This is a genomic window from Streptomyces sp. I05A-00742 (genome assembly GCF_013055795.1).
Taxonomy (GTDB): domain Bacteria; phylum Actinomycetota; class Actinomycetes; order Streptomycetales; family Streptomycetaceae; genus Streptomyces.
In genome coordinates, this window is sequence record NZ_JABETO010000003.1 from 227,567 (window position 1) to 253,006 (window position 25,440).

The window sequence follows — 25,440 nt, forward strand, 5'->3', positions numbered from 1 at the left end:
TCTGCAACAGCCGTGCCCCCATCTCGTACCACCCGGCAGTGCGCCCCGCGGAGGCGGGCACACTTCTCCTCATGAGCGAGTGGCCCGAAGTGCGGAACAACGACCGCCGGTACCCGTACGGCAGCGGCAGCGGACATCCCCGGCCCCAGGGTGCCGGCGGTGTGCCGCGGGCGCAGCACGGCGGTCCTCCCCCGCAGTACGGGGCGCCCGCCGGCGGTGGTCACCGCGACGACGGCTACAACACGGGCCAGGTCTACGGGCGCGGCGGCGGCGCGGTCCCGCCCGGGGGCTCCGGAGGCCCCGGCGGCCCGCCGCCCGCGTCCGGGCGCGCGCCCCGCACCGGGCGGCCGAACTGGCGCAAACGGATAACGATCGGCCTGCTGGCCTTCCTCGCCGTCGTGCTGGTGGTCTCCGTGAGCACCTACTTCTGGGCCGACTCCAAGCTGCGCCGCGAGGTCGACCTCGGCAAGGTCGAGGACCGGCCGCCGTCCGGCGGGGGCACGAACTACCTGATCGTCGGCTCCGACAGCCGTGAGGGCCTGACCGACGAGGACAAGAAGGACCTGCACACCGGGTCGGCCGACGGCAAGCGCACCGACTCGATGATGATCCTGCACACCGGTGACAACGGCACCACCATGCTGAGCCTGCCGCGCGACTCGTACGTCACCATCCCCGCCTTCACCGGCCAGAAGTCCGGCAAGCGGATCCCCGCCTCCACCCACAAGCTCAACCGCGCGTACTCGGACGGCGGCCCCGAGCTGCTGGTGCGGACGGTCGAGTACAACACCGGTCTGCGCATCGACCACTACGCGGAGATCGGCTTCGGCGGCTTCCGCAACCTGGTCGACTCGCTCGGCGGTGTCGACATGTGCCTGGACAAGGCGGTCAAGGACCGTGACTCGGGCGCCGACCTCAAGGCCGGCTGCCAGACGCTGGACGGCAAGCAGTCGCTCGCCTTCGTCCGCCAGCGCCACCAGGAGGCCGACCAGGACCTGGGCCGGATGCGCAACCAGCAGAAGTTCCTGAACACCCTCGCCAAGCAGGCGGCCTCGCCGTCCACCGTGCTCAACCCGTTCACGCTCTACCCGGTGATCGGCTCCGGCCTCGACACGCTGATAGTCGACGACGACATGGAGCTGTGGGACCTGGCCTCCATGTTCTGGGCGATGAAGGACGTCACGGGCGGCGACGGCAAGCAGATGACGGTACCGATAGGGAACGCGAACCTGCCGACGCGCGAGGACGGCTCGGCGGTGAAGTGGGACCCGGTGAAGTCCAAGCAGCTCTTCGCGGAGCTGAAGAAGGACGAGAAGGTGACGGTGTCGTAGCCCCCGCCCCGGGGCCGTAGCCCCCGCCCCGGGGCCGTAGCCCCCCCCGCCCCGGGCCGGCGGCCGCTCAGGCGGCCTCCGGCTCGGCCCCCTGGATGACCGCGAAGATCCCGCCCTGCGGGTCGGAGACCACGGACATCCGGCCGGCCACCATGTCGAACGGCGGGACGAGCACCGAGCCGCCCGCCCTGACCAGGGCGTCCACCGTGGTGTCCGTCCCGTCGACCGCGAAGTACGTCAGCCAGTGCGAGGGCGTCCCCTCCGGGAACCTGTCCAGCCCCTGCATTCCGCCGACCGGCCGGCCGTCCACCTTCAGCGCGAAGTATCCGGGCGCCTCGTCCATGGGCGTCGCCTCGATCCCCAGGGCCGCCGAGTAGAAGGTCCCGGCCCCCTCGGGATCGGCGGTGTTGAGCTCGTTCCAGATCACCGCGCCCGGTTCGTTGACCACCTCGCACCCGAAGAAGTCCCGGGCCTGCCACAGCCCGAACACGGCGTCCGCCGGGTCGGCCACGACCGCCATCCGCCCGAACGTGAGCACGTCCATGCCGGGCACGAGCACCCGGCCGCTCTTCTCGCCGATCGCCCCCGTCGCGGCGTCCACATCGTCCACCGCCACATACGTCGTCCACGCCGTGGTCGGCGGAGGCTGCCCCTCCGGCTCCATCGTCGGCCCGATCCCGGCCACGGCCCTCCCGTCGAGCGTGCACACCGCGTACCCGCCCGTCTCGGGCGGCCCCGGCTCGCCCTGCCAGCCGAACAGATCCCCGTAGAAGTCGAGTGCCGCCCGCTGGTCGGGGGCCATGAGATCGACCCAGCAGGGAGTGCCGGGCGCATACGGTTCGCGTACCTCGGGCATGACATCGCCTCCTGGCGCACTGAGGTCCCCCGAGGGCTCCAGTCCAGGGTGGGGGGTGGCGGGCGGGGGCGCCACCGGGGCGGGAGGGGCGGTCGTGGCCTGTTCCCCGAAACGACGGGCGCCGCGCCTCACGTGCCCCTGCGGGGTGTGAGACGCGGCGCCCGTCCGTCGGCCGGTGTTACGGCAGGTTCCTCGCCATGACGATGCGCTGGACCTGGTTCGTGCCCTCGTAGATTTGCGTGATCTTCGCGTCGCGCATCATGCGCTCCAGCGGGTAGTCGCGCGTGTAGCCGTAGCCGCCGAGGAGCTGGACGGCGTCCGTGGTGATGTCCATGGCGGCGTCGGAGGCGAAGCACTTGGCAGCGGCGCCGTAGAAGGTGAGGTCGGCGTCGAGGCGCTCGGACTTGGCGGCGGCGGTGTAGGTGAGCTGGCGGGCGGCCTCCAGCTTCATGGCCATGTCGGCGAGCATGAACTGGATGCCCTGGAAGTCGCCGATGGGCTTGCCGAACTGCTTGCGCTCCTTGACGTACTCCTTGGCGTAGTCGAGGGCGCCCTGCGCGATGCCGAGGGCCTGGGCCGCGATGGTGATGCGGGTGTGGTCCAGGGTCTTCATCGCCGTGGCGAAGCCCGTGCCCTCCTCGCCGATCATGCGGTCGGCGGGGATGCGGACGTTGTCGAGGTAGACCTCGCGCGTCGGGGAGCCCTTGATGCCGAGCTTCTTCTCGGGGGCGCCGAAGGAGACGCCCTCGTCGGACTTCTCGACGACGAAGGCGGAGATGCCCTTGGAGCGCTTCTCCGGGTCGGTCACGGCCATGACCGTGTAGTACTCGCTGACGCCGGCGTTGGTGATCCACCGCTTGACGCCGTTGAGGACGTAGAAGTCGCCGTCGCGGACGGCGCGCGTCTTCATACCGGCGGCGTCCGAGCCGGCGTCGGGCTCGCTGAGGCAGTACGAGAACATCGCGTCGCCCTTGGCGAGCGGGCTCAGGTACCGCTTCTTGAGCTCCTCCGAGCCGGACAGCGCGACCGGCAGCGAGCCGAGCTTGTTGACCGCGGGGATGAGGGAGGAGGAGGCGCACACCCGGGCCACCTCCTCGATGACGATCACCGTCGCGAGCGCGTCGGCACCGGCGCCGCCGAACTCCTCCGGCACGTGCACCGCGTGCAGATCGGCCGAGACCAGCGCGTCGAGGGCTTCCTGCGGGAAGCGCCCCTCCTCGTCCACCTCCGCGGCGAACGGCGCGATCTTCGCCTCGGCAAGCGAGCGAACGACCTTGCGGAGCTCGTCGTGCTCCTCGGACGGCCGGTACAGGTCGAAGTCCTTGTTTCCCGCCAAGGCGAACTCCCAAGAGCGTTAACTACCGTTTAGTAACCGCGATTCTAGGGGCCTCGGCCCGGCCGGGTATACGTGAGCTTGCCGACAGCGGCGGATCTCCCGGAATCTTCCCGGGACGGCCCCGGACTATGCTCGGGCCACGCACTCAGCACGCCCGTACGTAACTGGAGCACGCATGGCCCCCAAGATCACCGTGATCGGCACCGGCTATCTCGGCGCCACCCACGCAGCGGCCATGGCCGAGCTCGGGTTCGAGGTGCTGGGCCTGGACGTGCTCCCCGAGAAGATCGAGATGCTCGGCCGCGCCGAGGTCCCGATGTACGAGCCGGGGCTGGAGGAGCTGCTGCGCAAACACGTCGCGGGGCTGGAGGGTTCGAGCGGGCGGCTGCGCTTCACCACCTCCTGGGAGGAGGTCGCCGAGTTCGGCGACGTCCACTTCATCTGCGTGAACACCCCGCAGAAGCACGGCGAGTACGCGTGCGACATGTCCTACGTCGACTCCGCCGTGGCCTCGCTCGCCCCCCTGCTGCGGCGCCCGGCGCTGGTCGTCGGCAAGTCGACCGTCCCCGTCGGCAGCGCGTCCCGGCTCGCCCGGAAGATCGCCGAACTCGCCCCCGCCGGTGCCGAGGTGGAGCTCGCCTGGAACCCGGAGTTCCTGCGCGAGGGCTTCGCCGTCCAGGACACCCTCCACCCGGACCGCATCGTCGTCGGCGTCGAGGGCGAGCGCGCGGAGAAGGTGCTCCGCGAGGTGTACGCGACGCCGGTCGGCGAGGGTTCGCCGTTCGTCGTCACCGACTTCCCGACCGCCGAGCTGGTGAAGACCGCCGCCAACTCCTTCCTGGCGACGAAGATCTCCTTCATCAACGCCATGGCGGAGGTCTGCGAGGCGGCCGACGGCGACGTGGTCAAGCTGGCCGAGGCCATAGGGCACGACGAGCGGATCGGGAAGAAGTTCCTGCGGGCCGGCATCGGCTTCGGCGGCGGCTGCCTCCCCAAGGACATCCGCGCCTTCATGTCCCGCGCCGGTGAACTCGGCGTCGATCAGGCGCTGACCTTCCTCCGTGAGGTCGACTCCATCAACATGCGCCGGCGCGGGCACATGGTCGAGCTCGCCCGTGAGACGGTCGGGGGGAGCTTCCTGGGGCAGCGGGTGGCCGTGCTCGGTGCGACGTTCAAGCCGGACTCCGACGATGTCCGGGACTCGCCCGCGCTCAATGTGGCGGGGCAGATCCATTTGCAGGGCGGTCAGGTCACTGTCTACGACCCCAAGGGGATGGAGAACGCCCGGCGCCTCTTTCCCACGCTGGCGTATGCGTCCAGTGCGGTGGAGGCGTGCCGGGGGGCGCATGTGGTGCTGCATCTGACCGAGTGGGCGGAGTTCCGGGAGCTGGATCCTGCGGTGCTCGGTGCTGTGGTGGGGCATCGGCGGGTGCTCGATGGTCGTAACGCGCTGTCCGCCGAGGTGTGGCGGTCGGCGGGGTGGGAGTTCCGGGCGATGGGGCGGCCGCGGGCTTAGACCCGGAGGGGGTTTGCCCCGGTCCCTCCCCCAGAGGGGGCACCCCCATTTCACCGTTTCTTGCGGGGCGGGCCCCGCACCCCCGGGCGCGACAACCAGCCCGTCCGGCGATTGAGGATCTCGCGGCGAAGCCGCGATGCCGGGGTCCGGGGCAGAGCCCCGGGAAACGGTGAAAGGGAGGGATCGGGGCCCCTCAACCGTCCAGCTGCCCGATCGTCGCCACCGAAGGCCCCCGCTTGGCCGCGACATCCCGCGCCACCGCCTCCGCGTCCCCCAGCACCCGCACCGCGTTCTTCCACGTCAGCTTCGCGAGGTCCGCATCCGACCACCCACGGCGCAGCAGCTCCGCGATCAGATGCGGGTAGCCGGAGACATCGGCCAGGTCGGACGGCGTGAAGGCCGTCCCGTCGTAGTCGCCGCCGATGCCGATGTGATCGACGCCGGCGACCTCGCGCATGTGGTCGAGGTGGTCGGCGACGGTGGCGGAGGTGGCGAGGGGGCGGGGGTGGCCGGCTTCGTAGGACTGGTGGACGGCCATGGCGTCGGGGGTGGTGTCGAGGGGGTGGAAGCCGTGGGCGCGCATGTTGTCGTCGGCGGCGCGGGTCCAGGCCACGGCCTCGGGGAGGACGAACTTGGGGACGAAGGTCACCATGGCGACGCCGCCGTTGGCGGCGAGCGAGGCGAGGACGTCGTCGGGGACGTTGCGCGGGTGGTCGCAGACGGCGCGGGCCGAGGAGTGCGAGAAGATCACGGGCGCCTCGCTGACGCGCAGGGCGTCCCGCATGGTGTCGGCGGAGACGTGCGAGAGGTCGACGAGCATGCCGAGGCGGTTCATCTCACGGACGACCTCCTCGCCGAAGCGGGTGAGGCCGCCGGCCCGCGGCTCGTCCGTCGCGGAGTCCGCCCACGGGATGTTGTCGTTGTGGGTGAGGGTCATATAGCGGACGCCCAGCGCGTGGAACGCGCGCAGCGTGGCGAGCGAGCAGTTGATGCTGTGGCCGCCCTCGGCGCCCATCAGGGAGGCGATGCGTCCCTCGGAGCGGGCGGCCTCCATGTCGTCGGCGGTGCGGGCGAGCCGCAGGTCCGCCGGGTGGCGGTCGATGAGCTGGTGGACGATGTCGATCTGTTCGAGGGTGGCGCTCACCGCGTCGTCGCCGGCCATGTCGCTGCGCACGTACACGGACCAGAACTGGGCCCCCACGCCGCCCGCGCGCAGCCGCGGCAGGTCGGTGTGCAGGCCGGCGGCGCTCTGGTCGGTGGCGATGTCGCGGCGGTCCAGGTCGTAGGAGACCTGCTCGCGCAGGGCCCAGGGGAGGTCGTTGTGCCCGTCGACGACGGGGTGGGCGGCCAGTAGTTCGCGGGCGCGGTCGAGCGGTTCCATCGCGTTCCCTACTTCCCGAATCCGAAGCCGGTGGTGCCCTGGACCTTGGCGCGCAGGCGGCGTCCCTTGTCCGTCGCCTGCTCGTTGAGCTCTTCCTGGAACTGCCGCATCCGGGACCGCAGTTCGCCGTCGTGGGCGGCCAGCATACGGACGGCGAGCAGCCCGGCGTTGCGGGCGCCGCCGACGGAGACGGTGGCGACGGGCACTCCGGCCGGCATCTGCACGATGGACAGCAGGGAGTCCATGCCGTCCAGGTACTTCAGCGGCACGGGCACGCCGATCACCGGCAGGGTGGTGACGGACGCCAGCATGCCGGGCAGGTGGGCGGCGCCGCCGGCACCCGCGATGATCGCCTTGAGGCCGCGGTCGGCCGCCCGCTCCCCGTAGGCGACCATCTCGCGGGGCATGCGGTGCGCGGAGACGACGTCGACCTCGTGGGGGACCTCGAACTCGGCGAGCGCCTGGGCGGCGGCCTCCATGACGGGCCAGTCGGAGTCGGAGCCCATGACGATGCCGACGACGGGGGCGCCGGGGGAACTGCTCATTCCGTGATCGTTCCTCGCAGGTATCCGGCGGCGTGGGCGGCGCGCTCGCGCACGTCCGCCAGGTCGTCGCCGTAGGTGTTGACGTGTCCGACCTTGCGACCGGGCTTGACGTCCTTGCCGTACATATGGATCTTCAGGCCCGGGTCGCGTGCCATGCAATGGAGGTACGCGGAATACATGTCCGGATAGTCGCCGCCGAGAACATTGGCCATGACGGTCCACGGGGCGCGCGGGCGCGGATCGCCGAGGGGCAGGTCCAGTACGGCCCGGACGTGGTTGGCGAACTGCGAGGTGACCGCGCCGTCCTGGGTCCAGTGGCCGGAGTTGTGCGGGCGCATCGCCAGCTCGTTGACGAGGACCCGGCCGTCCGGGGTCTCGAACAGCTCGACGGCGAGGTGGCCGACGACACCGAGCTCCTGGGCGATCCGCAGGGCGAGCCGCTGCGCGTGGGCGGACAGCTCGGGCGACAGACCGGGCGCGGGGGCGATGACCGTGTCGCAGACGCCGTCGACCTGGATCGACTCGACGACCGGGTACGAGACGGCCTGGCCGTGCGGGGAGCGGACGACGTTGGCGGCGAGCTCGCGGACGAAGTCGACCTTCTCCTCGGCGAGGACGGGCACCCCGGCGCGGAAGGGCTCCTCCGCCCCGCGGGCGTCACGGACGACCCACACGCCCTTGCCGTCGTAGCCGCCGCGCACTGTTTTGAGGACGACCGGAAAGCCGTCGCCCTCCGCCGCGAAGCGTTCGACGTCCGCCGGGTCCTTCACGATGCGGTGGCGCGGGCACGGGACGCCGATCTCCGTGAGCTTCGCCCGCATCACCCCCTTGTCCTGGGCGTGCACCAACGCGTCGGGCCCCGGGCGGACGGGAATTCCGTCGGCCTCCAGGGCCCGTAGGTGCTCGGTCGGAACGTGCTCGTGATCGAAGGTGATCACATCGCAGCCTTGTGCGAAAGCACGAAGGGTGTCGAGGTCGCGGTAATCCCCCACGACCACCTCACCCGCGACCTGGGCCGCGGAATCCTGCGGAGTGTCACTGAGCAGCTTGAATCTGATGCCGAGGGGGATGCCCGCCTCGTGGGTCATACGGGCGAGCTGGCCGCCGCCGACCATGCCGACTACCGGGAACGTCACGCCCCCAGGGTATCCGTACGCACGACCGGCGCCGGCCGGGCCTTGGACGATCATCCAAGATCTCCCGTCACCGGGCCTTGACGGCCGGGGCGGCGGGCGTTCGTCCGGTATTCACCCCGTCCCCCGGCCGCACCCGGGTGACGCTCGCTAGCATGGAGGAATTGCCCCACGCCAGCATGGGGGAATTCCCCACGCCCTGACCGCCCATCCCTTACGGAGCCTGACGAACTCATGAGTCAACGGCGCGCAGTGCGTTCCCGGCTGGAGCGGCTCGTCCACGAAGTCGCCAAATTCGGTGCCATCGGCGCCATCGGCTTCGTGGTCAATGCCATCGTCTTCAACATCTGCACCCACTCGGGACTCGCCGTGGTCCGCTCCGGCGTGATCGCCACGTGCGTCGCGATCGCCGCCAACTACGTCGGCAACCGGTACTGGACGTACCGGGACTGCGACAAGAGCCGCCGCAGCCGGGAGCTGTCGCTGTTCCTGCTGTTCAGCGGGGTGGGCCTGGTGATCGAGAACGGGATCCTGGCCCTGTCGCACTACGGGTTCGGCTTCACGTCCACGCTGGCGGACAACGTCGCCAAGAACGTGATCGGGCTCGGCATCGGTACGGTGTTCCGGTTCTGGTCGTACCGCACATGGGTGTTCCGGCAGCTGCCCGTGACCCGTGCGGCCGTCGAGACAGCTGAATCGTTTCTGGCGGATGTGCCGCCGCAGCGGGCCCGGGCGTCCTCGCGGTCGTAGGCCCTCGGGGCGCTCCCAGTCCTGTCTCGGTTCTACTCGGTCCCGCCCAGAACTGATCAGTCCTGATCAGACCTGGAGCCGCTCCCCCCGCTCCGCCTCCCGGCTCAGGAACAGCGCGAACACCGGCGGCCGCTGCTGGAGCAGCTCCAGCCGGCCCCCGTCCGCCTCCGCGAGGTCGCGGGCCACGGCGAGCCCCAGCCCCGTGGAGTTCCGGCCGCTGACCGTGCGCTCGAAGACCCGCGCGCCCAGGTCCGACGGCACCCCGGGGCCCTCGTCGGAGACCTCCACCACCGCCTGGTTGCCGGTGACACGGGTGCGCAGCGCCACCGCGCCGTCGCCGTGGGTCAGGGAGTTCTCGATCAGCGTCGCGATCACCTGGGAGACCGCGCCCGGTGTCCCCACCGCGCGCAGCCCCTGCTTCCCGGAGCGGACCAGGGCCCGGCCGCTCGCTCGGATGGCGGGCCGCCACTCCTCCAGCTGCTGCTTGATGACCTCGTCGAGGTCGAAGGTGACGGCGGAACCCGTTTTGGGGTCCCGGGAGTTGGTCAGCAGCCGCTGGACGACGTCGGTGAGCCGCTCGACCTGGGTGAGGGCGATCGTCGCCTCCTCCTTGACCGTCTCCGGGTCGTCGGTGAGCGTGATCTCCTCCAGCCGCATCGACAGCGCGGTCAGCGGCGTGCGCAGCTGGTGCGAGGCGTCGGCCGCGAGCCGCCGCTCCGCCGTGAGCATCCGTGCGATGCGCTCGGCGCTCCCGTCCAGCACGTCCGCGACCCGGTCCAGCTCGGGGACGCCGTAGCGGCGGTGGCGGGGGCGGGGGTCGCCGGAGCCGAGGCGTTCGGCGGTCTCGGCCAGGTCGGTGAGGGGGGCGGTGAGCCGGTTGGCCTGCCGGACGGCGAGGAAGACCGCGGCGACGACGGCCAACAGGGCCACCGCGAGGATCACCAGCAGCGTCCGCCCGACCTCCTTGCTCACGGCCGAGCGGGACTCCTCCACCCGGACGGTCTCACCGTGCTCGCCGGTCTGGGTCGAGGTGATCAGGCCGCCCTCTGGGCGGGTGCCGATCTCGATGGGCTCGCGGCCCGGGATCTCCACCCGGACGTGCCGGTCGAGTGTGATCTGCTCCCGCAGCACCCCCGACTCGACGCGCTCGCCACCGGCCAGCCGGCCCTCGACGATGCTCACCAGGCGCACGGCCTCGGACTGCACGCTCTCCCGCGCGCTGCTCTCGATCGTGCGGGTCTCCACGATGACGAGCGAGATCCCGAACACCGCGATCACGACGAGGACGACGGCGAGCGTGGAGTTGATCAATCGGCGGCGCACGGTGCGTTCTCCGGCTCGTCGTTCCGTTGTTCCCCGGTCCGCCGGCTAGTTCTTCTCGAACCGGAAGCCGACGCCGCGCACGGTGGCGATGTAGCGCGGGTTCGCCGCGTCGTCCCCGAGTTTCTTGCGCAGCCAGGAGATGTGCATGTCGAGGGTCTTGGTGGAGGACCACCACGTGGTGTCCCAGACCTCGCGCATCAGCTGGTCGCGGGTGACGACCCGGCCCGCGTCCCGGACCAGCACCCGGAGCAGGTCGAACTCCTTGGCCGTGAGCTGCAGTTCCTCGTCGCCCATCCAGGCGCGGTGCGACTCGACGTCGATCCGGACGCCGTGGGTGGCCGTCCCCTGCTGGGGGGACTCGGCGGCGCCGCGCCGCAGCAGGGCCCGGACGCGGGCGAGCAGTTCGGCGAGGCGGAAGGGCTTGGTGACGTAGTCGTCGGCGCCGGCGTCCAGCCCGACCACGGTGTCGACCTCGTCGGCCCGGGCGGTGAGCACCAGCACCGGGAAGCCGTGACCCTCGGTGCGCAGCCGCCGGCAGACCTCCAGTCCGTCCATTCCGGGCAACCCGAGGTCGAGGACGAGCAGGTCGACGTCTCCCTTGATCCCCGCGGCGAGCGCTGTGGGACCGTCTTCGCGCACCTCCACCTCATACCCCTCGCGGCGCAGCGCGCGTGCGAGCGGCTCCGAGATGGACGCGTCATCCTCGGCGAGCAGTACTCGGGTCATGCAGGTGATGGTAGTCCGCTCGGGCGCACGTCAGAGCGCACTCCGGGCACCGGGACGCGTGGTGGGCAGGAGGAACTGACACATCGGACGGGAGCCGAATGGTTCCGTCCGCTTCTGTGATCCCCGTCTCAACTCCTTCCATATGCGGGCGGGGTGTGACGTATGGTTACGAGAAGTCTGTACCAGCGTGGGAGACCTTCGGCTCGGCAGTAGCGCGCCGGAGGTCTCTTCCGTACGCAGGGCGGGTACGCCAGTCCTGTGTGAACAGTGAACGACCTGTCGGCCGGGTCCGCCGCGCGAAGGGGCGCGGGGGCGTGGATCCCGGTGTACGGCTGCCCTGCCGGTCCCCCCAGGGAGGGAACCGAACCCCAAGGGCCTGGGGGCGGGCGGTGCGGTATCCGGTGCCGGCCTACCCCCACACGGGCGCGCAAGAGCTCGGCGCGCGTCCTCGGAACCCAAGGATCGACCATGGCGTCCAGCCTGACGAAGGAGTCGGCCGCGCAGGACACCGCTCCTGCCTCTGGCGGCAAGACCTTCTTCGGCCACCCCCGCGGCCTGGCCACTCTGTTCATGACCGAGATGTGGGAGCGCTTCTCCTACTACGGCATGCGCGCCCTCCTCGTCGTCTACCTGATCGCCGGCGGCCCGGATGCCAAGCCCGGCAGCCAGGGCGGCGGCCTGGCGATGCCCGAGGCCAGCTCGGTGGCCATCTACTCCGTCTATGTCGCCATGGTGTACCTGCTCGCCATGCCCGGCGGATGGTTCGGCGACCGCGTCTGGGGCCCGCGCAAGACGGTCGCCATCGCGGCCTCCGTGATCATGGCCGGTCACCTGATGCTGGCCCTGCCCGGCAAGCCGACGTTCTTCGCCGGTCTGGCGCTGGTCGCCGTGGGTTCCGGCCTGATGAAGGCCAACATCTCCACGATGGTCGGCCACCTCTACAACGGCCCGAAGGACCCGCGCCGCGACGGCGGCTTCACGGTGTTCTACATCGGCATCAACCTCGGTGGTTTCCTCGCGCCGCTGGTCATCGGCACGGTCGGCCAGAAGGTCAACTGGCACCTGGGCTTCACCATCGCCGCCGTCGGCATGGGCCTGGGCCTGGCGATGTTCCTCATCGGAACCCGCAACCTGGACCCGAAGAGCAGCCAGGTCCCGACCCCGCTGACGGTCGCCGAGCGCAACTCCTGGATCCGCAAGGGCCTGATCTGGCTCGCCATCGCGGCCGTCTTCTACGGCGTCGTGGTCGGCACGGGTCACTTCACCCTCAACTGGGCCCTGATCCCGATCGCCCTGATGGGTCTGATCATCCCGGTGTTCGTGCTGGGCCGGATCAAGCGGGACAAGGAGCTGACGTCGACCGAGCAGACCAAGGTCACCGGCTACATCTGGTTCTTCGTCGCCGCCGCCGTGTTCTGGATGATCTTCGACCAGGCCGGCTCGACGATGTCGACCTTCGCCGAGAAGAAGACCACGGACAACGTCTTCGGCTTCCACTTCCCGTCGACCTGGTTCCAGTCGGTCAACTCCGCCTGGGTCATGATCATCGCCCCCGTCTTCGCCGCGATGTGGGTCGCCCTGGCCCGCCGCAAGCGCGAGCCCAGCACCACGGTGAAGTTCGCGGCGGCGATGCTCCTCGCGGGCGCGTCGTTCGTCCTCTTCGCCATCCCGATGAGCATGGCGGTGGACGGCAAGACCGTCAGCCCGATGTGGCTGCTGATGATCTACATGATCCAGACCATCGGTGAGCTCTGCCTCTCCCCGGTCGGTCTGTCGCTCACCACCAAGATGGCGCCGCAGAAGTACGCGAGCCAGATGATGGGCGTCTGGTTCCTCGCCGTGACCGCCGGTGACTGTGTGATGACCCTGCTGGCCACGGCCGGAGTGAACGTCAACAGCTTCGGCGTGATCCTGGCCGAGGCCGGGGTCGCCGCCCTGGCGGGCCTCGCGATCTGGACCTTCCGCAAGAAGATCGAGGGCCTCATGGGCGATGTGCACTGACGTGCGCTGAGCTACGGAGGGACGCGGCCGCCGCGTCCGCCTCGACGGGTGCCCCCGGCGCGATGATGCGCCGGGGGCACCCGTGTGTACGGGGAGGGCGTGCGGGTGGGGCCGGGCGCCTGCGGGTGGGGTCGGTGAGGCGTGCGGGCGCTGCGGCGGCTCAAGGGGTGAGTCGGGACGGGGGTGGGGCGCGGGGCTCTGCGGGGGCTCTCGCGGGACGGGGGCGGGGGCGACCGGTGGCGGTCCGTCCGGGCGCCCGGCGGGGCTCAAGGGGGTGCTCAGGGCGCCGTGCGGGGAACCGGACGGCCCCGGAAGGCCGCGGCCTGTGGCTCGTCCCGGGCACGCGAAAGCGGCCACCGGCGAAAAGGTCCGGGGCCGTGCGGGAGGGGCGGAGGCGTGCGGGGCACGCCGGTACATCCGCCTAGGAGGGGGCGGCCAGCTCCGCCCAGACCGTCTTGCCCACCCCGTTGTCGTGCCGGACGACTCCCCAGTCCAGGCAGAGCCGCTGCACGATAAACATGCCGTGTCCGCCGGGGCGGCCCGCGCGGTGCGGGGTGCGGGGCACCGGCTCCCCGGTACCGAGGTCGGAGACCTCCAGCCGCAGCACCTTGGACCCCCGGGTGACGAGCAGCTCGGCCGGGCCGCCCGCGTGCAGGCAGGCGTTGGTGACGAGCTCCGAGACCACGAGCAGGACGTCCTCGGCGGCGGCGCGGTGGTCGGCCGTGACGGCGGGCAGCCAGCCCCAGTCCTTCATCGCCTGGCGGGTGAAGTCACGGGACAACGGCACGGCGCCGCCGACACCGACGAGGTGGAGCCTGCGGGCCGGTCGGCCCGGTGGCGCCGCTTCGGCGGGTTCGGCCGCGGCTGAGCCGTGCGCCTCCGGGCCGGGATCGCCCGGCGCCGGCGGGTACGGCCGGGTGGTGCTCATCAGCGCTTCACCTCACCGATTCACCGATTGAGAAGTTGGGAAACTGTCTTCGCGTACAGAACGGTCAGCTGGCTCCTGCCCGGACGCGCGCGGTGAACACCTACGGCACGGTCCCTGTGACCCGGACAACGCGCCGCGGCCCGACCGTCACTCCGCGAGGGCCGCGTCGAGCGTGCCGTGCACCGCGAAGACCGCGCCGGCGCCCGTGATCTCGAAGACCCGGGCCACCACCGGTCGCATCGCGGCGAGATGGACGGAACCGCCCCCGGCCTCGGCCTTCAGCCGGGCGCCGAGAAGCACGTTGAGTCCGGTGGAATCGCAGAATTCCAGATCCGAGCAGTCGACGACGACGCGCGCGCCGACCTCCTCGGCACAGCTTTCCAGCGGTTCACGCAGCAGATCGGCCGTATGGTGATCGAGCTCACCTCTCGGTTTCACGACCGCGCTCGTACCGTGTCGCCGGACCTCCACCCGTAGCCGGGCCCCGCTCACGACTCCGACACCTTTTCCCTGGTATCTCCGCATTCCATCGCGCATCCCTTCATGGTGTGCCCGTGCCCTGCCTGCCCGCTCAGGACAGCGGAAACCCTACGCGTTCCCTACGCGCGCGGAAAGTCGAACAACCGTCATTCCTCAGCAAATACGGACAATCGGGACTTGCCAAGCATAGGTAAAGACCGGTACGGCTAGAGGAAGACATCACCCACCACGGACGGCCCGGAGGCGCCGCAAACCGCAGCACGAGCTCAAGGCACCGGCGGCCATATGCCGAGAACGATGGAGGAGACCATGTCACCCCGGCTCGACGAATCGCGTTCCCCTGTTTCCCTGGAGTCCTTGGAGTCTGTTTCCCTGGAGTCCCTGGAGACCGCTCCCCGGTACTCCGCGGAGACCGTCTCTTCCGGGACGGTGGAGACCGCCTCGTCGGCAATCCCGCCCCTCCCCGACATTCCCCCTTACGACGAGGTGGAAGCGGTTGACGCGCGGGCCCTGTCCAAGACCCTTTTCGCACGCCTCGAATCCCTTGAGGAAGGTACGCACGAATACGCGTACGTGCGCAACACCCTGGTCGAACTGAATCTGGCGCTCGTCAAGTTCGCCGCCTCCCGGTTCCGCACCCGCAGCGAACCGATGGAGGACATCATCCAGGTCGGCACGATCGGCCTCATCAAGGCCATCGACCGCTTCGAGCTCAGCCGCGGCGTCGAGTTCCCGACCTTCGCGATGCCGACGATCATCGGCGAGATCAAGCGCTTCTTCCGGGACACCAGCTGGTCGGTGCGCGTCCCGCGCCGGCTCCAGGAGCTCCGTCTCGCCCTGGCCAAGGCGGGCGACGAACTCGCCCAGCGCCTCGACCGCTCCCCCACCGTCGGCGAACTCGCCGAGCACCTGGGCCTCTCCGAGGAGGAGGTCGTGGAGGGCATGGGAGCGAGCAACGCGTACACCGCGAGCTCGCTGGACGCGCCCGCCGAGGAGTCCGACAACGAGGGCACCCTCTCCGACCGCATCGGTTACGAGGACCACGACCTCGAAGGCGTCGAGTACGTCGAGTCCCTGAAGCCGCTGATCGCCGAACTCGCGCCGCGGGACCGGAAGATCCTCTCCCTGCGGTTCGTCGGGAACATGACCCAGTCGGAGATCGGCGAGGAGCTGGGCATCTCGCAGATGCACGTGTCCCGGCTGCTCTCCCGCACGCTGGTGAAGCTCCGCCGCGGGCTGCTGAGCGACGACTAGACCGGGCCCGGCCGCCTCGGTGTCCACGGTGCGCCCCGCGGAACGTCCGCGCGGCGCACCGTCGCCGTGTCCGCCGCCGGCTCGCCGCTGCCCTGCTCCTCGGCGCGGGCGGTCCGTCGAAGGATGTAGCGGCCGCTCGTCCGGCGGGCCGACGATCCGCCTCCGCGCCGTTCCTAGGCTGGCGGTACCGGGCCGGCGGAGAGGCCACCGGCCGGCCGTCGGAGGGGGAGACCAGCCATGCGCCGGGCGCACAAGAACCTGCTGGACGGAGCGGTGACGTTCGCGATCGGTCTGGCACTCAAGCTGTTCGCGGCGGACGTCTCGCTCCGCTTCTTCACCCCGTCCAAGATCAGCGTTGTGTTGATGTGCGTCGGGGGCGTGTACCTCGCGGTGGGCGCCGTTCAGCAGGTGCGCGGCGCCCGCGGGCCGGGGTGAACTCCCCTGCGGTTCCCCGGCGGGCCCGTCGGTCGTCTCCTCTGTGCCCGTCAGCCGTCCGCCAGCGCCCAGGCGACGGCCGCCTCCGCGTGCAGCCGGGCCGTAGGGAAGACGGGGACCGGGCTGTCCTCGGGGCCCACGAGCAGTTCGATCTCGGTGCAGCCCCGGATGACGCCCTCCGCGCCCTCCGCGCCCCGCCGCGCCGAGTTCGCGGATGATCGCCCGGCACGCCTCGTACGACTCTGGCAACAGAGTTGTGATGTGACGGTGGCCGTAACGGGGGTTCCGCGGAAAACATGGGGGTGATGTGATGACGGCAGATGATCCACATCCGATCCCTCGATGTCGGCCGTTTCACTTGGGAGAAGAGACGCATGAATCGTTCCGGCACGTCCGGTGGTTCCTTTGGTTCCTTAGGCCGTCGGTCGCTCCTGCGCGCCTCGGCGGCGGGTGCGGTGGGCGTGGCCGTGTCCGCGGGTGCCCTGGGTCCGGTGGCGCGCGCCGCGACGCCCGCGACCCGGACGCCGTCCACGGATCCCGTACCGCTTCCCGCCCCTTCCGGTCCGTGTCCGGTGGGCACCACGCGGCTGCACCTCGTGGACACCCGGCGTACGGATCCCTACGCACCCACGCGGACGCCGCGTGAGCTCATGGTGCAGGTCTGGTACGCCGCGGGCTCCGGCTCCGGGCGGACGACCGCCCCCTACCTCACCGGAGGACTCCTGTCGCCGGTGGAGCAGCGCTTCACCCTGCCGGCGGGCTCGCTCGCCCGGGTGCGCACGCAGTCCCGGGCCGGCGCGCCCGTGAGCCGCGCGCTCCGGGACGCGCCCCTGGTCTTCTACAGCCCGGGCCGCCAGGACCCGGCCGCGACGGGTACCGCGTTCGCCCAGGAACTGGCGTCGCAGGGCTATGTGGTGGTCGGCGTCAACCACACCTACGACGGCCCGACGGAGTTCCCCGACGGCCGTGTCGTCCCGGGCAATCCGCCGACGAGCGACCCCGAGCAGCTGCGGCGGTACTCCGATGTCCGGGCCGCCGACCTGCGGTTCGTCCTGGACGTGCTGAGCGGCGAGCGCGGGCCGTGTCCCGCGCCCGCGCTGAGCGCCGCCGTGGACTTCGGCCGGGTCGGCGCGTTCGGGCACTCGCTGGGCGGCTCGGCCTCGGCCGAGGCGCTGCGCACGGACGCCCGGTTCACGGCCGGGGTCGTGCTCGACGGCAGATTGCAGACGGACGCGGTCCGCACCGGGCTGACGCAGCCGTTCATGCTGTTCACGGAGGACTTCACGGACCCCGGCTGGGATGCGTTCATGGCGGCCCACCGGGCGTGGGGCCGCAAGGTGAACCTGCTGGGCACCCGGCACTACAGCTTCACCGACCTGGCGCCGCTGGGCGTCGGTCTGGAGCTGGCGAAGTCCTGGCCCCCGGAGCAGTTCCAGCGGTTCTTCGGCAGCCTCGACGGGCGCCGGTCCCAGGCGGTGACGAGCCGTTACGTGGCGGCGTTCTTCGGCCTGCACCTGTGCGGGCGGCCCGCGCCGGAGCTGGACGAGCCGGGGGCGGACCTGCCCGAGGTGCGGATCGCCTGGCGGCGGGACGCGGCGGGCTGAGCCGGCGGCGCCGGGGCGGGCCGGGGGGTTCAGACCTCGCGCACGCCCCGGCGCCAGACCGCGGTCACCAGCGGGACGCCCGGCCGGTACGCGAGGTGGACGTGCGAGGGCGCGTCGAGGAGCGTCAGGTCGGCCCGGGCGCCGGGGGCGATCCGGCCGATGTCGGTGCGGCGCAGGGCCGCGGCGCCGCCCGCGGTGGCGGCCCACACGGCCTCGTCGGGCGTCATCCCCATGTCCCGTACGGCCAGGGCGATGCAGAACGGCACCGAACTGGTGTAGGACGAGCCGGGATTGCAGTCGGTGGACAGCGCGACGGTGACGCCCGCGTCGAGCAGGCGGCGCGCGTCGGGCCAGGGGGCGCGGGTGGAGAACTCCGCGCCGGGGAGCAGGGTGGCGACGGTGTCGCCGGCGGCCAGGGCGTCGACGTCCGCGTCGGTGAGGTGGGTGCAGTGGTCGGCGGAGGCGGCGCCGAGCTCGACGGCGAGCCGGACGCCCGGGCCGTGGCCCAGCTGGTTGGCGTGGACGCGGGCCCGGAGCCCCTTGGCCAGGCCCGCCTCCAGGACGGCGCGGGCCTGGTCGCCGTCGAACGCGCCGCGCTCGCAGAAGACGTCGACCCAACGGGCGTGCGGGGCGCAGGCGTCGAGCATCTCTCCGGTGACCAGGGCGACGTAGCCGTCGGGGTCGTCGGCGAACTCGGGGGCGACGATGTGGGCGCCGAGGTAGGTGACCTCGTCGGTGTGGGCGGCGGCGATGCGCAGGGCGCGGGCCTCGTCCTCGACGTTGAGGCCGTAGCCGGACTTGGTCTCCATGGTGGTGGTGCCCTGGCGCAGCGCCTCGCGGAGGTGGCGCAGGAGGTTGGTCTCCAGCTGCGCGTCGGTGGCGGCCCGGGTGGCGGCGACGGTGGTGCGGATGCCGCCGGCGCTGTAGCTCCGGCCGGACATCCGGGCGTTGAACTCGGCCGTGCGGTCGCCCGCGAAGACGAGGTGGGAGTGGGAGTCCACGAAGCCGGGGAGGACTGCGCGGCCCTCGGCGTCGACGGCGTTGTCAGTGGCGGGTGCTTTGCTTGTTCCACCGACCCAGGCGATGCGGTCGCCGTCGATGACGACCGCCGCGTCCTGGATCACGCCGAGGGGGCCTGCACCGGGGAGGGAGGGGTCGTTGGTGACGAGACTGCCGATGTTGGTGATCGCCGTGGTCATGGGGGTGTGGACGTCCTTCGGGCTCGGACTCGGGTGCTGTGGTTGCGGGTTCCCGCGCTTCGGGGCCGGGCGCCTCGGGTTCAGGTGCGCAGGGCGGCGACGGACTCCGCGAGGGCGGCGGGCACGTCCGGTACGAGCCGGTGGACGCCGTCCCGTACGACGTGCCGTCCGCCGACCACGGTATGGCGCACGTCCGCGTTGGTCGCCGCGAATACGGCCGTCTCTGCGCCCAGCCGGGGGTGCGGTCCCGCGGTGCGGACGGAGTCCAGCGCGACGGTCGTGAGGTCGGCGAGCGCGCCGGGCTCGATGCGGCCGGCCTCGGGCCAGCCGAGGGCGGCGTGGCCGTCGGCGGTGGCGGCGCGCAGCAGGGCGGCGGCCGTCCAGTGGCCGCGGGCGCGGGTGCGCAGCCGTTCGTCGAGCTCCATCGCGCGGGCCTCTTCGAGGAGGTCGATGACGGCGTGGCTGTCGCTGCCCAGCGAGAGCGGGGAGCCGGCCCGCTGGAGGGCGGCGGCGGGGCCGATGCCGTCGGCGAGGTCGCGTTCCGTGGTGGGGCACATGCAGGTGCCGGTGGAGGAGCCGCCGAGCAGCGCGATGTCCTCCTCGGTGAGGTGGGTGGCGTGCACGGCGGTGGTGCGCCGGCCGAGGACGCCGTGGTCGGCGAGGAGACGCGTCGGGGTGACGCCGTGGGCGGCGCGGCAAGCGTCGTTCTCGGCCGTCTGTTCGGAGAGGTGGACGTGCAGGGGGGCCGCACGGTCCTCGGCCCAGGCGGCGACGGTGGCCAGCTGATCGGCGGGGACGGCGCGTACGGAGTGCACGGCCGCGCCGATCCGGGCGTGGCCGGAGCCCTTGAGGGCGTCGGCGCGTTCGGCCCAGGCGTCCGCCGTGCCGTCGGAGAAGCGGAGCTGGTGCCGGTTGGGCGGTTCGCCGAAGCCGGCGGAGAGGTAGGCGGTGTCGAGGAGGGTGATGCGGATGCCGGCTTCGGCGGCGGCGGCGAGCAGGGCCTCGCCCATGGCGTTGGGGTCGTCGTAGGGGGTGCCGCCGGGGGCGTGGTGGAGGTAGTGGAACTCGCCGACGCAGGTGATGCCGGCGAGGGCCATCTCGGCGTAGGTGGCCCGGGCGAGGGCGAAGTAGCGATCGGGGGTGAGCTTCTCGGAGACGCCGTACATGGTCTCGCGCCAGGTCCAGAAGGTGCCTGAGCCGATCTGGACGGCGCCCCGCAGGGCCCGGTGGAAGGCGTGGCTGTGGGCGTTGGCGAGGCCCGGGAGGGTGAGCCCGCGCAGGGTCACCGCCCCGGGCGGGGGTGCCGCGGCCTCGGTGCGGACGGCCGTGATCCGGCCGTCGGCCGGGTCGGTGTCGATGGCCACGCCGGGTTCGACGTGGGTGCCGAGCCAGGCGTGTTCGGCCCAGTAGGTCGTGGTCACCGGCACGCGAGGCCCTCCAGTACGTCGGTGAGTGCGGTCACCCCGGCCAGGCAGTCGTCCTCGGTGGCCGTCTCGGCCGGCGAGTGCGAGACGCCGGTGGGGTTGCGTACGAACAGCATGGCGGTGGGGACGGTACCGGAGAGGATTCCGGCGTCGTGTCCGGCGCCCGTGGGCAGCACGGGGACGCCGCCCAGCAGCCCGGCGAGCTCGTCGCGGAGGCCGTGGGCGAACTCCACGACGGGGGTGAAGGACTCGCGGGTGACGCGGACGTCCACGCCGTCGCGCAGGCCGCGTTCGACGGCGGCCTGTTCGATGGCGCCGACGACCTCGGCGAGGGTGGCCTCGTCGGCGGCGCGGGAGTCCAGCCAGCCGCGGACGAGGGAGGCGATGGCGTTGACGCCGTTGGGTTCGACGGCGACTTTGCCGAAGGTGGCGAGGGCGCCGGCGAGGCGGGCCTTCTTGCGGGCGGCCAGGACGGTGTTGGCGTACGTGAGCATCGGGTCGCGGCGGTCCTCGACGCGGGTGGTGCCCGCGTGGTTGGCCTCGCCGTGGAAGTCGAACCGCCAGCGCCCGTGCGGCCAGATGGCGGAGGCCACGCCGACGGGGTGGGCCGTGTCGGCGAGCGCGCGGCCCTGCTCGACGTGCAGCTCGACGAACGCGCCGACGCGGGCGAGGCGCTCGGGGTCGGGGCCGATGGCCTCGGGGTCGAGACCGGCCCGTTCCATCGCCTGCGGCAGCGTGACGCCGTCGGCGCCGCGCAGCGCGTGGGCGGCCTCCGGGGTCAGCGTGCCCGCGGTGAGCCGGGAGCCGACGCAGGCGACGCCGAAGCGGGCGCCCTCCTCGTCGCCGAAGTTGACGACGGCGAGGGGGCGGGTGGGCCGCGCGCCGCGGGCACGCAGCCCGTCCAGGGCGGCGAAGGAGGAGACCACGCCCAGGGGGCCGTCGAACGCCCCGCCGTCCGGGACGGAGTCCAGGTGCGAGCCGGTGACCACGGCGTCGCCCGCGGCGGGGTCACCGAGCCAGGCCCACTGGTTGCCGTTGCGGTCGAGCTCGTAGGCGAGTCCGCGGCTCTCCGCCTGGGCGCGGAACCAGGCGCGGCAGTCGGCGTCCGCGCCGGTCCAGGCGTGACGGCGGTAGCCGCCGCTCTCGGGGTTGCGGCCGATCGGCGCGAGGTCGCGCCACATCTCGTGGAAGCTCGCGCCTGCGGCGGGCCGCTCCTCACGACGCGCCGAATTCAGCCCGTCCGGCGATTGAGGACCGGGGTCCGGGGCGGAGCCCCGGTGACGGGAAGGGGCGGGGCTGGGGAAGGAATCGCCGGTCACGCCCGATCACCCTCCCGCATCGGGATGCGGACCCCGCGGTCCTCGGCCACCGACTCCGCGATGTCGTAACCCGCGTCGACATGCCGAATGACGCCCATACCCGGGTCGTTCGTCAGCACACGCCGGATCTTCTCCCCCGCCAGCGGCGTACCGTCGGCGACCGTCACCTGACCGGCGTGGATCGAGCGGCCCATGCCGACCCCGCCGCCGTGGTGGATGGACACCCACGAGGCACCGGAGGCGACGTTGACCATGGCGTTGAGCAGCGGCCAGTCGGCGATCGCGTCGGAGCCGTCGAGCATGGCCTCGGTCTCGCGGTAGGGCGAGGCGACGGAGCCGCAGTCGAGGTGGTCGCGGCCGATGACGACGGGGGCGGACAGCTCGCCGCTCGCCACCATGTCGTTGAACCGCTCGCCGGCCCGGTCGCGCTCGCCGTAGCCGAGCCAGCAGATGCGGGCGGGCAGGCCCTGGTAGTGGACGCGCTCACCGGCCATGGTGATCCACCGGCGCAGGGACTCGTTCTCCGGGAAGAGGTCGAGGATCGCGCGGTCGGTGGCGGCGATGTCCTTGGGGTCGCCGGAGAGGGCGGCCCAGCGGAAGGGGCCCTTGCCCTCGCAGAAGAGCGGGCGGATGTAGGCGGGGACGAAGCCGGGGAAGTCGAAGGCCCGGGTGTATCCGGCGAGTTGGGCCTCGCCGCGGATGGAGTTGCCGTAGTCGAAGACCTCGGCGCCCGCGTCCTGGAAGCCGACCATCGCCTCGACGTGCCGGGCCATGGACTCGCGGGCGCGGCTGGTGAAGTCGGCGGGCTTCTCGGCGGCGTAGGAGGCCATCTCGTCGAAGTCGACGCCCAGCGGCAGGTAGGCCAGCGGGTCGTGGGCGCTGGTCTGGTCGGTGACGATGTCGATGGGGGCGTTCATCGCCAGCAGCTGCGGGACGAGTTCGGCGGCGTTGCCGAGGACGCCGATGGACAGCGGGCGGCGGGCGTCGCGGGCCTCGACGGCGAGCTGGAGGGCGTGGTCGAGGGAGTCGGCCCGGACGTCCAGGTAGCGGTGCTCGATACGGCGCTCGATGGCGCGCGGGTCGCAGTCGATACAGATCGCGACGCCGTCGTTCATGGTGACGGCGAGGGGCTGGGCGCCGCCCATGCCACCGAGGCCGGCGGTCAGGGTGATGGTCCCGGCCAGGGTGCCATTGAACTTCTTCGCGGCGACGGCGGAGAACGTCTCGTACGTGCCCTGGAGGATGCCCTGCGTGCCGATGTAGATCCACGAACCGGCCGTCATCTGGCCGTACATGGTGAGGCCGAGGGCCTCCAGGCGGCGGAACTCCTCCCAGTTCGCCCAGTCGCCGACCAGATTGGAGTTGGCGATCAGGACGCGCGGCGCCCACTCGTGGGTCTGCATGACGCCGACCGGACGGCCCGACTGGACGAGCATCGTCTCGTCCTGCTTGAGCGTCCGCAGGGTGCGGACCATGGCGTCGAAGGAGCGCCAGTCGCGGGCGGCCCTGCCCGTGCCGCCGTAGACGACGAGCTGGTCGGGGTGCTCGGCGACCTCGGGGTCGAGGTTGTTCTGCAGCATCCGCAGGGCGGCTTCCTGCTGCCACCCCAGGGCGTTGAGCTCGGTGCCTCGCGGTGCTCGCACGGGTCGCGGTCCTGACATGGGCCCTGCCTCCCTGACTCCGGACTCCGGAACATGAACGGGAACTGAATAGAACTTCTGCACATACTGGGCCGGTGAATACGTCTAGTCAACAGGTGGCGCGGCGGTCCGCCCGCACCATGGCGCGGCCCCCGCTTCGGTGGTGAAGTAGGAGCGTGAGCCTTGAGGGGAACGGTCCGGCTGGTCCCGGCCCCGCGGCCCGGCGGGACGCCGCCGTCCGGGCGGCGGTGGCCCAGGGGCTGCTCGGGGAGGACGAGCCCGTGGCCGGGCTGCTGGACGTGGCCGGGATCCGGGGCGCGGCGGCCGCCCTCCGGGAGGCGTTCGACGAGGTGCGGACGGGCGACTGCGGGGTGCTGCACGCCTTCGCGGTGAAGGCCGCCTCCCTGGTCCCCGTCCTGCGGCTGCTCGCCGACGAGGGGCTGGGCTGCGAGGTGGCGAGCCCGGGGGAACTGGCCCTGGCCCGCGCCGCCGGCGTGCCCGCCGCGCGCATCGTCCTCGACTCCCCCGCCAAGACCCCCGCCGAACTCCGCGACGCGCTCTCCCTCGGCATCGCCGTCAACCTCGACAGCCGCGCCGAGCTGGACCGGCTGGACGCCCTGGTGGGCCACGGCGGGCCACCCGCCTCCCCGTTGGGCCTCCGGGTCAACCCGCAGGTGGGCGGCGGCAGCATCGGCGCGATGAGCACCGCCACGGAGCGTTCGAAGTTCGGCGTGGCCCTGCGCGACCCGGGCGCCCGCGCCTGGCTGCTGCGGGCGCACGCGGACCGGCCGTGGCTGACCCGGCTGCACGCCCACGTGGGGTCGCAGGGCTGCCCGCTGGAGCTGATGGCCGAGGGCGTGCGGATCGTCTACGAACTGGCCGAGGAGATCAACGAGCTCGCCGGGCGGCAGCAGATCGACACCCTCGACATCGGCGGCGGCCTGCCCGTCAACTTCGCCTCCGACGAGGTGACCCCGGACCACCGGGACTACGCCCGGCTGCTCGCGGCCACCGTGCCGGGGCTCTTCGACGGGCGGTACGGCCTGGTCACCGAGTTCGGCCGGTCGCTGACGGCCAAGCACGGCATGGTGGTGGCCCGCGTCGAGCACACCAAGTCCGCCGGGGGGCGCAGGATCGCGGTGACGCACGCGGGCGCGCAGGTCGCCACCCGCACCGTCTTCGCGCCGGGCGCCTGGCCGCTGCGGGTGGCCGCGTACGACGCCCGGGGGCTGCCGAAGACGGGCCCGCCCGTGGCCCAGGACGTCGCGGGGCCCTGCTGTTTCGCGGGCGACCTGGTGGCGGTCGACCGGGCCCTGCCGCCGCTGGAGGCCGGCGACCACATCGCCCTGCTCGACACCGGCGCCTACTACTTCTCCACCCACTTCGCCTACAACTCGCTGCCCCGGCCCGGGGTGCACGGCTGGCTCGCGACCGCGGACGGGGTGCGCTTCGCGCCCGTCCGCGCCCCGCAGACCCTCGACGAGCTGGTCGCCGAGAGCGGTGGCGCGCACGCGGCGGAGCTCAGCTCGCTGCGCTGACCGCCGTCCGCGCCGCCGGGCGCCGCGCGCCTCCCGGGGCGGCGTCGCCCGCCGCCAGACCGGTCGTCAGATAGCCGCGGACGCCCTTGGCCGCCGGGCTGCCCTTCGCCCACTCCGTCCGCACCCACAGCAGCCCGCCCGTCCGGCGCTCCAGGTCGCCCAGCCAGCGGGCCTTCGCCCACAGGCCCGCCCCCAGGCCGGCCAGCAGCATGCCGCCTGCGGCCGGGACGGCCAGCGACGACGCGACGGCCGCCGGGAAGGCGAGCGCCAGCCACCAGCGGCGGCCGCGCCGCCACGTGCGCGCGGTCACCGCGCGGTCCTGCAGGAAGACCGACTTCCCCGCCCGCGACGCCGCCCGCGCCAGCCTCGCGTACCTCCCGCGGCGCGCCCCGAACGCCGCCGCCGCGGCCACCACGAACAGCGCCGCCCCCGCGTACACCCCAATCCGGCGCCCCGTCAGTCCCGGGAGTGCCGCCCCGATCCCGGCCGCCAGGAGGCCGGCCCACCACAGCCAGCCGGCCGGGGCTCGTACGATCACCGCTACGCGGGCGAGTGTGCTGTTGCCGTTGTTGCTGTTGCCCATTGCGAACCTCCTCACATGGGGCGATTTCTGGGCGCAGGGTAGCCAACGAATCTGAGAAGAAGCTGAGGGTGGGGTGAGAGGGGGGTTGTTGCCCCGGGCCCGCCCTTTCACCATTTCTGCGGGGAGGCCCCGCACCCC

Annotated in this window: 22 protein-coding genes and 1 pseudogene; 8 read left to right on the forward strand and 15 right to left on the reverse strand. The window is 72.1% G+C overall.

The window, feature by feature from the left end; all coding sequences use genetic code 11:
- The first annotated feature begins 71 nt into the window (after positions 1-71).
- Positions 72-1,331, forward strand: a complete 1,260-nt coding sequence (locus tag HN013_RS04390) for an LCP family protein (protein ID WP_171163134.1) — start codon at positions 72-74, stop codon at positions 1,329-1,331.
- Between the two features lie 67 nt (positions 1,332-1,398).
- Here HN013_RS04390 and HN013_RS04395 read toward each other — a convergent pair whose 3' ends face one another.
- Complete coding sequence (locus tag HN013_RS04395; protein WP_171163136.1) at positions 1,399-2,187, reverse strand: VOC family protein; 789 nt, start codon at positions 2,185-2,187, stop codon at positions 1,399-1,401.
- Between the two features lie 178 nt (positions 2,188-2,365).
- Entirely contained in the window at positions 2,366-3,523 is a 1,158-nt protein-coding gene (locus tag HN013_RS04400; protein WP_171163138.1) for an acyl-CoA dehydrogenase, read from the reverse strand.
- Between the two features lie 175 nt (positions 3,524-3,698).
- Here HN013_RS04400 and HN013_RS04405 point away from each other — a divergent pair, with 175 nt between their 5' ends.
- Positions 3,699-5,039, forward strand: coding sequence for a UDP-glucose/GDP-mannose dehydrogenase family protein (locus tag HN013_RS04405; RefSeq protein WP_171163140.1), 1,341 nt, complete (start codon positions 3,699-3,701; stop codon positions 5,037-5,039).
- Positions 5,040-5,232: 193 nt separating this feature from the next.
- Here HN013_RS04405 and HN013_RS04410 read toward each other — a convergent pair whose 3' ends face one another.
- Genes HN013_RS04410 through HN013_RS04420 form a run of 3 tightly spaced genes read right to left on the reverse strand, consistent with a single transcriptional unit; the run spans position 5,233 to position 8,080 of the window.
- Positions 5,233-6,420, reverse strand: coding sequence for a dipeptidase (locus tag HN013_RS04410; protein ID WP_171163142.1), 1,188 nt, complete (start codon positions 6,418-6,420; stop codon positions 5,233-5,235).
- 8 nt (positions 6,421-6,428) lie between these two features.
- Positions 6,429-6,965, reverse strand: coding sequence for a 5-(carboxyamino)imidazole ribonucleotide mutase (gene purE / locus HN013_RS04415; protein WP_171163144.1), 537 nt, complete (start codon positions 6,963-6,965; stop codon positions 6,429-6,431).
- Positions 6,962-8,080 carry a 5-(carboxyamino)imidazole ribonucleotide synthase gene (locus tag HN013_RS04420; RefSeq protein WP_171163315.1) on the reverse strand — a complete coding sequence of 373 codons (1,119 nt, stop codon included), beginning with the start codon at positions 8,078-8,080 and terminating at the stop codon, positions 6,962-6,964. Before HN013_RS04420 ends, purE begins: the two co-directional genes overlap by 4 nt.
- Positions 8,081-8,332: 252 nt before the next feature.
- Here HN013_RS04420 and HN013_RS04425 point away from each other — a divergent pair, with 252 nt between their 5' ends.
- Positions 8,333-8,848 carry a GtrA family protein gene (locus HN013_RS04425; protein WP_171163147.1) on the forward strand — a complete coding sequence of 172 codons (516 nt, stop codon included), beginning with the start codon at positions 8,333-8,335 and terminating at the stop codon, positions 8,846-8,848.
- A gap of 66 nt (positions 8,849-8,914) precedes the next feature.
- Here the strand turns inward: HN013_RS04425 and HN013_RS04430 are convergent, their stop codons facing one another.
- Together HN013_RS04430 and HN013_RS04435 are read right to left on the reverse strand one after the other, a co-directional pair.
- Complete coding sequence (locus HN013_RS04430) at positions 8,915-10,171, reverse strand: HAMP domain-containing histidine kinase (RefSeq protein WP_171163149.1); 1,257 nt, start codon at positions 10,169-10,171, stop codon at positions 8,915-8,917.
- A gap of 45 nt (positions 10,172-10,216) precedes the next feature.
- Positions 10,217-10,897 carry a response regulator transcription factor gene (locus HN013_RS04435; RefSeq protein WP_004952297.1) on the reverse strand — a complete coding sequence of 227 codons (681 nt, stop codon included), beginning with the start codon at positions 10,895-10,897 and terminating at the stop codon, positions 10,217-10,219.
- Between the two features lie 468 nt (positions 10,898-11,365).
- Here HN013_RS04435 and HN013_RS04440 point away from each other — a divergent pair, with 468 nt between their 5' ends.
- The gene (locus tag HN013_RS04440; RefSeq protein WP_171163151.1) at positions 11,366-12,898 is read left to right on the forward strand and encodes a peptide MFS transporter; all 1,533 of its coding nucleotides are present in this window, start codon (positions 11,366-11,368) and stop codon (positions 12,896-12,898) included.
- A gap of 421 nt (positions 12,899-13,319) precedes the next feature.
- On the opposite strand, the gene HN013_RS04445 is transcribed toward HN013_RS04440, so the two are convergent.
- Positions 13,320-13,826 carry an ATP-binding protein gene (locus HN013_RS04445; protein ID WP_171163152.1) on the reverse strand — a complete coding sequence of 169 codons (507 nt, stop codon included), beginning with the start codon at positions 13,824-13,826 and terminating at the stop codon, positions 13,320-13,322.
- A gap of 147 nt (positions 13,827-13,973) precedes the next feature.
- Positions 13,974-14,363 carry an STAS domain-containing protein gene (locus HN013_RS04450; protein WP_171163153.1) on the reverse strand — a complete coding sequence of 130 codons (390 nt, stop codon included), beginning with the start codon at positions 14,361-14,363 and terminating at the stop codon, positions 13,974-13,976.
- Between the two features lie 252 nt (positions 14,364-14,615).
- Between HN013_RS04450 and HN013_RS04455 the strand changes: the two genes are divergently transcribed.
- Positions 14,616-15,560, forward strand: a complete 945-nt coding sequence (locus HN013_RS04455; RefSeq protein ID WP_398978399.1) for an RNA polymerase sigma factor SigF — start codon at positions 14,616-14,618, stop codon at positions 15,558-15,560.
- A 237-nt stretch (positions 15,561-15,797) separates the two neighbouring features.
- Positions 15,798-15,995 (forward strand): DUF5708 family protein, encoded by a 198-nt coding sequence (locus HN013_RS04460; protein ID WP_171163155.1) that lies wholly within the window; start codon positions 15,798-15,800, stop codon positions 15,993-15,995.
- 50 nt (positions 15,996-16,045) lie between these two features.
- On the opposite strand, the pseudogene HN013_RS04465 reads toward HN013_RS04460, so the two are convergent.
- A pseudogene (locus tag HN013_RS04465) lies at positions 16,046-16,186 on the reverse strand (aspartate/glutamate racemase); the annotation flags it as partial.
- A gap of 381 nt (positions 16,187-16,567) precedes the next feature.
- Between HN013_RS04465 and HN013_RS04470 the strand changes: the two are divergent.
- Positions 16,568-17,599 carry an alpha/beta hydrolase gene (locus tag HN013_RS04470; RefSeq protein ID WP_171163156.1) on the forward strand — a complete coding sequence of 344 codons (1,032 nt, stop codon included), beginning with the start codon at positions 16,568-16,570 and terminating at the stop codon, positions 17,597-17,599.
- 29 nt (positions 17,600-17,628) lie between these two features.
- On the opposite strand, the gene hutI is transcribed toward HN013_RS04470, so the two are convergent.
- The 4 genes from hutI to hutU all read right to left on the reverse strand — a co-directional run bounded on the left by hutI (position 17,629) and on the right by hutU (position 23,202).
- The gene (gene hutI / locus HN013_RS04475) at positions 17,629-18,798 is read right to left on the reverse strand and encodes an imidazolonepropionase (RefSeq protein WP_171163157.1); all 1,170 of its coding nucleotides are present in this window, start codon (positions 18,796-18,798) and stop codon (positions 17,629-17,631) included.
- 80 nt (positions 18,799-18,878) lie between these two features.
- Positions 18,879-20,225 carry a formimidoylglutamate deiminase gene (locus tag HN013_RS04480; RefSeq protein ID WP_171163158.1) on the reverse strand — a complete coding sequence of 449 codons (1,347 nt, stop codon included), beginning with the start codon at positions 20,223-20,225 and terminating at the stop codon, positions 18,879-18,881.
- Positions 20,216-21,403: an allantoate amidohydrolase gene (locus HN013_RS04485; protein ID WP_171163317.1), complete on the reverse strand. Its 1,188-nt coding sequence runs from the start codon at positions 21,401-21,403 to the stop codon at positions 20,216-20,218. The genes HN013_RS04480 and HN013_RS04485 overlap by 10 nt, the downstream gene beginning before the upstream one ends.
- Before the next feature lie 134 nt (positions 21,404-21,537).
- Complete coding sequence (gene hutU / locus HN013_RS04490) at positions 21,538-23,202, reverse strand: urocanate hydratase (RefSeq protein ID WP_171163159.1); 1,665 nt, start codon at positions 23,200-23,202, stop codon at positions 21,538-21,540.
- A gap of 155 nt (positions 23,203-23,357) precedes the next feature.
- Between hutU and HN013_RS04495 the strand changes: the two genes are divergently transcribed.
- A complete protein-coding gene (locus HN013_RS04495) occupies positions 23,358-24,719 on the forward strand; it encodes a diaminopimelate decarboxylase (RefSeq protein WP_171163160.1) in 1,362 nt (453 codons plus the stop codon).
- Here the strand turns inward: HN013_RS04495 and HN013_RS04500 are convergent.
- Positions 24,703-25,302, reverse strand: coding sequence for a hypothetical protein (locus tag HN013_RS04500; RefSeq protein ID WP_171163161.1), 600 nt, complete (start codon positions 25,300-25,302; stop codon positions 24,703-24,705). The two genes, HN013_RS04495 and HN013_RS04500, sit on opposite strands and share 17 nt — an antisense overlap.
- Between the last annotated feature and the right edge of the window lie 138 nt (positions 25,303-25,440).

Excerpts from the sequence above, each read along its gene's own strand:
- HN013_RS04390 (WP_171163134.1), top strand. The coding sequence starts at position 72 with ATGAGCGAGTGGCCCGAAGTGCGGAACAACGACCGCCGGTACCCGTAC.
- HN013_RS04395 (WP_171163136.1), bottom strand. The coding sequence starts at position 2,187 with ATGCCCGAGGTACGCGAACCGTATGCGCCCGGCACTCCCTGCTGGGTC.
- HN013_RS04405 (WP_171163140.1), top strand. The coding sequence starts at position 3,699 with ATGGCCCCCAAGATCACCGTGATCGGCACCGGCTATCTCGGCGCCACC.
- HN013_RS04410 (WP_171163142.1), bottom strand. The coding sequence starts at position 6,420 with ATGGAACCGCTCGACCGCGCCCGCGAACTACTGGCCGCCCACCCCGTC.
- purE (WP_171163144.1), bottom strand. The coding sequence starts at position 6,965 with ATGAGCAGTTCCCCCGGCGCCCCCGTCGTCGGCATCGTCATGGGCTCC.
- HN013_RS04420 (WP_171163315.1), bottom strand. The coding sequence starts at position 8,080 with ATGGTCGGCGGCGGCCAGCTCGCCCGTATGACCCACGAGGCGGGCATC.
- HN013_RS04425 (WP_171163147.1), top strand. The coding sequence starts at position 8,333 with ATGAGTCAACGGCGCGCAGTGCGTTCCCGGCTGGAGCGGCTCGTCCAC.
- HN013_RS04435 (WP_004952297.1), bottom strand. The coding sequence starts at position 10,897 with ATGACCCGAGTACTGCTCGCCGAGGATGACGCGTCCATCTCGGAGCCG.
- HN013_RS04440 (WP_171163151.1), top strand. The coding sequence starts at position 11,366 with ATGGCGTCCAGCCTGACGAAGGAGTCGGCCGCGCAGGACACCGCTCCT.
- HN013_RS04445 (WP_171163152.1), bottom strand. The coding sequence starts at position 13,826 with ATGAGCACCACCCGGCCGTACCCGCCGGCGCCGGGCGATCCCGGCCCG.
- HN013_RS04450 (WP_171163153.1), bottom strand. The coding sequence starts at position 14,363 with ATGCGCGATGGAATGCGGAGATACCAGGGAAAAGGTGTCGGAGTCGTG.
- HN013_RS04455 (WP_398978399.1), top strand. The coding sequence starts at position 14,616 with ATGTCACCCCGGCTCGACGAATCGCGTTCCCCTGTTTCCCTGGAGTCC.
- HN013_RS04460 (WP_171163155.1), top strand. The coding sequence starts at position 15,798 with ATGCGCCGGGCGCACAAGAACCTGCTGGACGGAGCGGTGACGTTCGCG.
- hutI (WP_171163157.1), bottom strand. The coding sequence starts at position 18,798 with ATGACCACGGCGATCACCAACATCGGCAGTCTCGTCACCAACGACCCC.
- HN013_RS04485 (WP_171163317.1), bottom strand. The coding sequence starts at position 21,403 with ATGTGGCGCGACCTCGCGCCGATCGGCCGCAACCCCGAGAGCGGCGGC.
- hutU (WP_171163159.1), bottom strand. The coding sequence starts at position 23,202 with ATGTCAGGACCGCGACCCGTGCGAGCACCGCGAGGCACCGAGCTCAAC.
- HN013_RS04500 (WP_171163161.1), bottom strand. The coding sequence starts at position 25,302 with ATGGGCAACAGCAACAACGGCAACAGCACACTCGCCCGCGTAGCGGTG.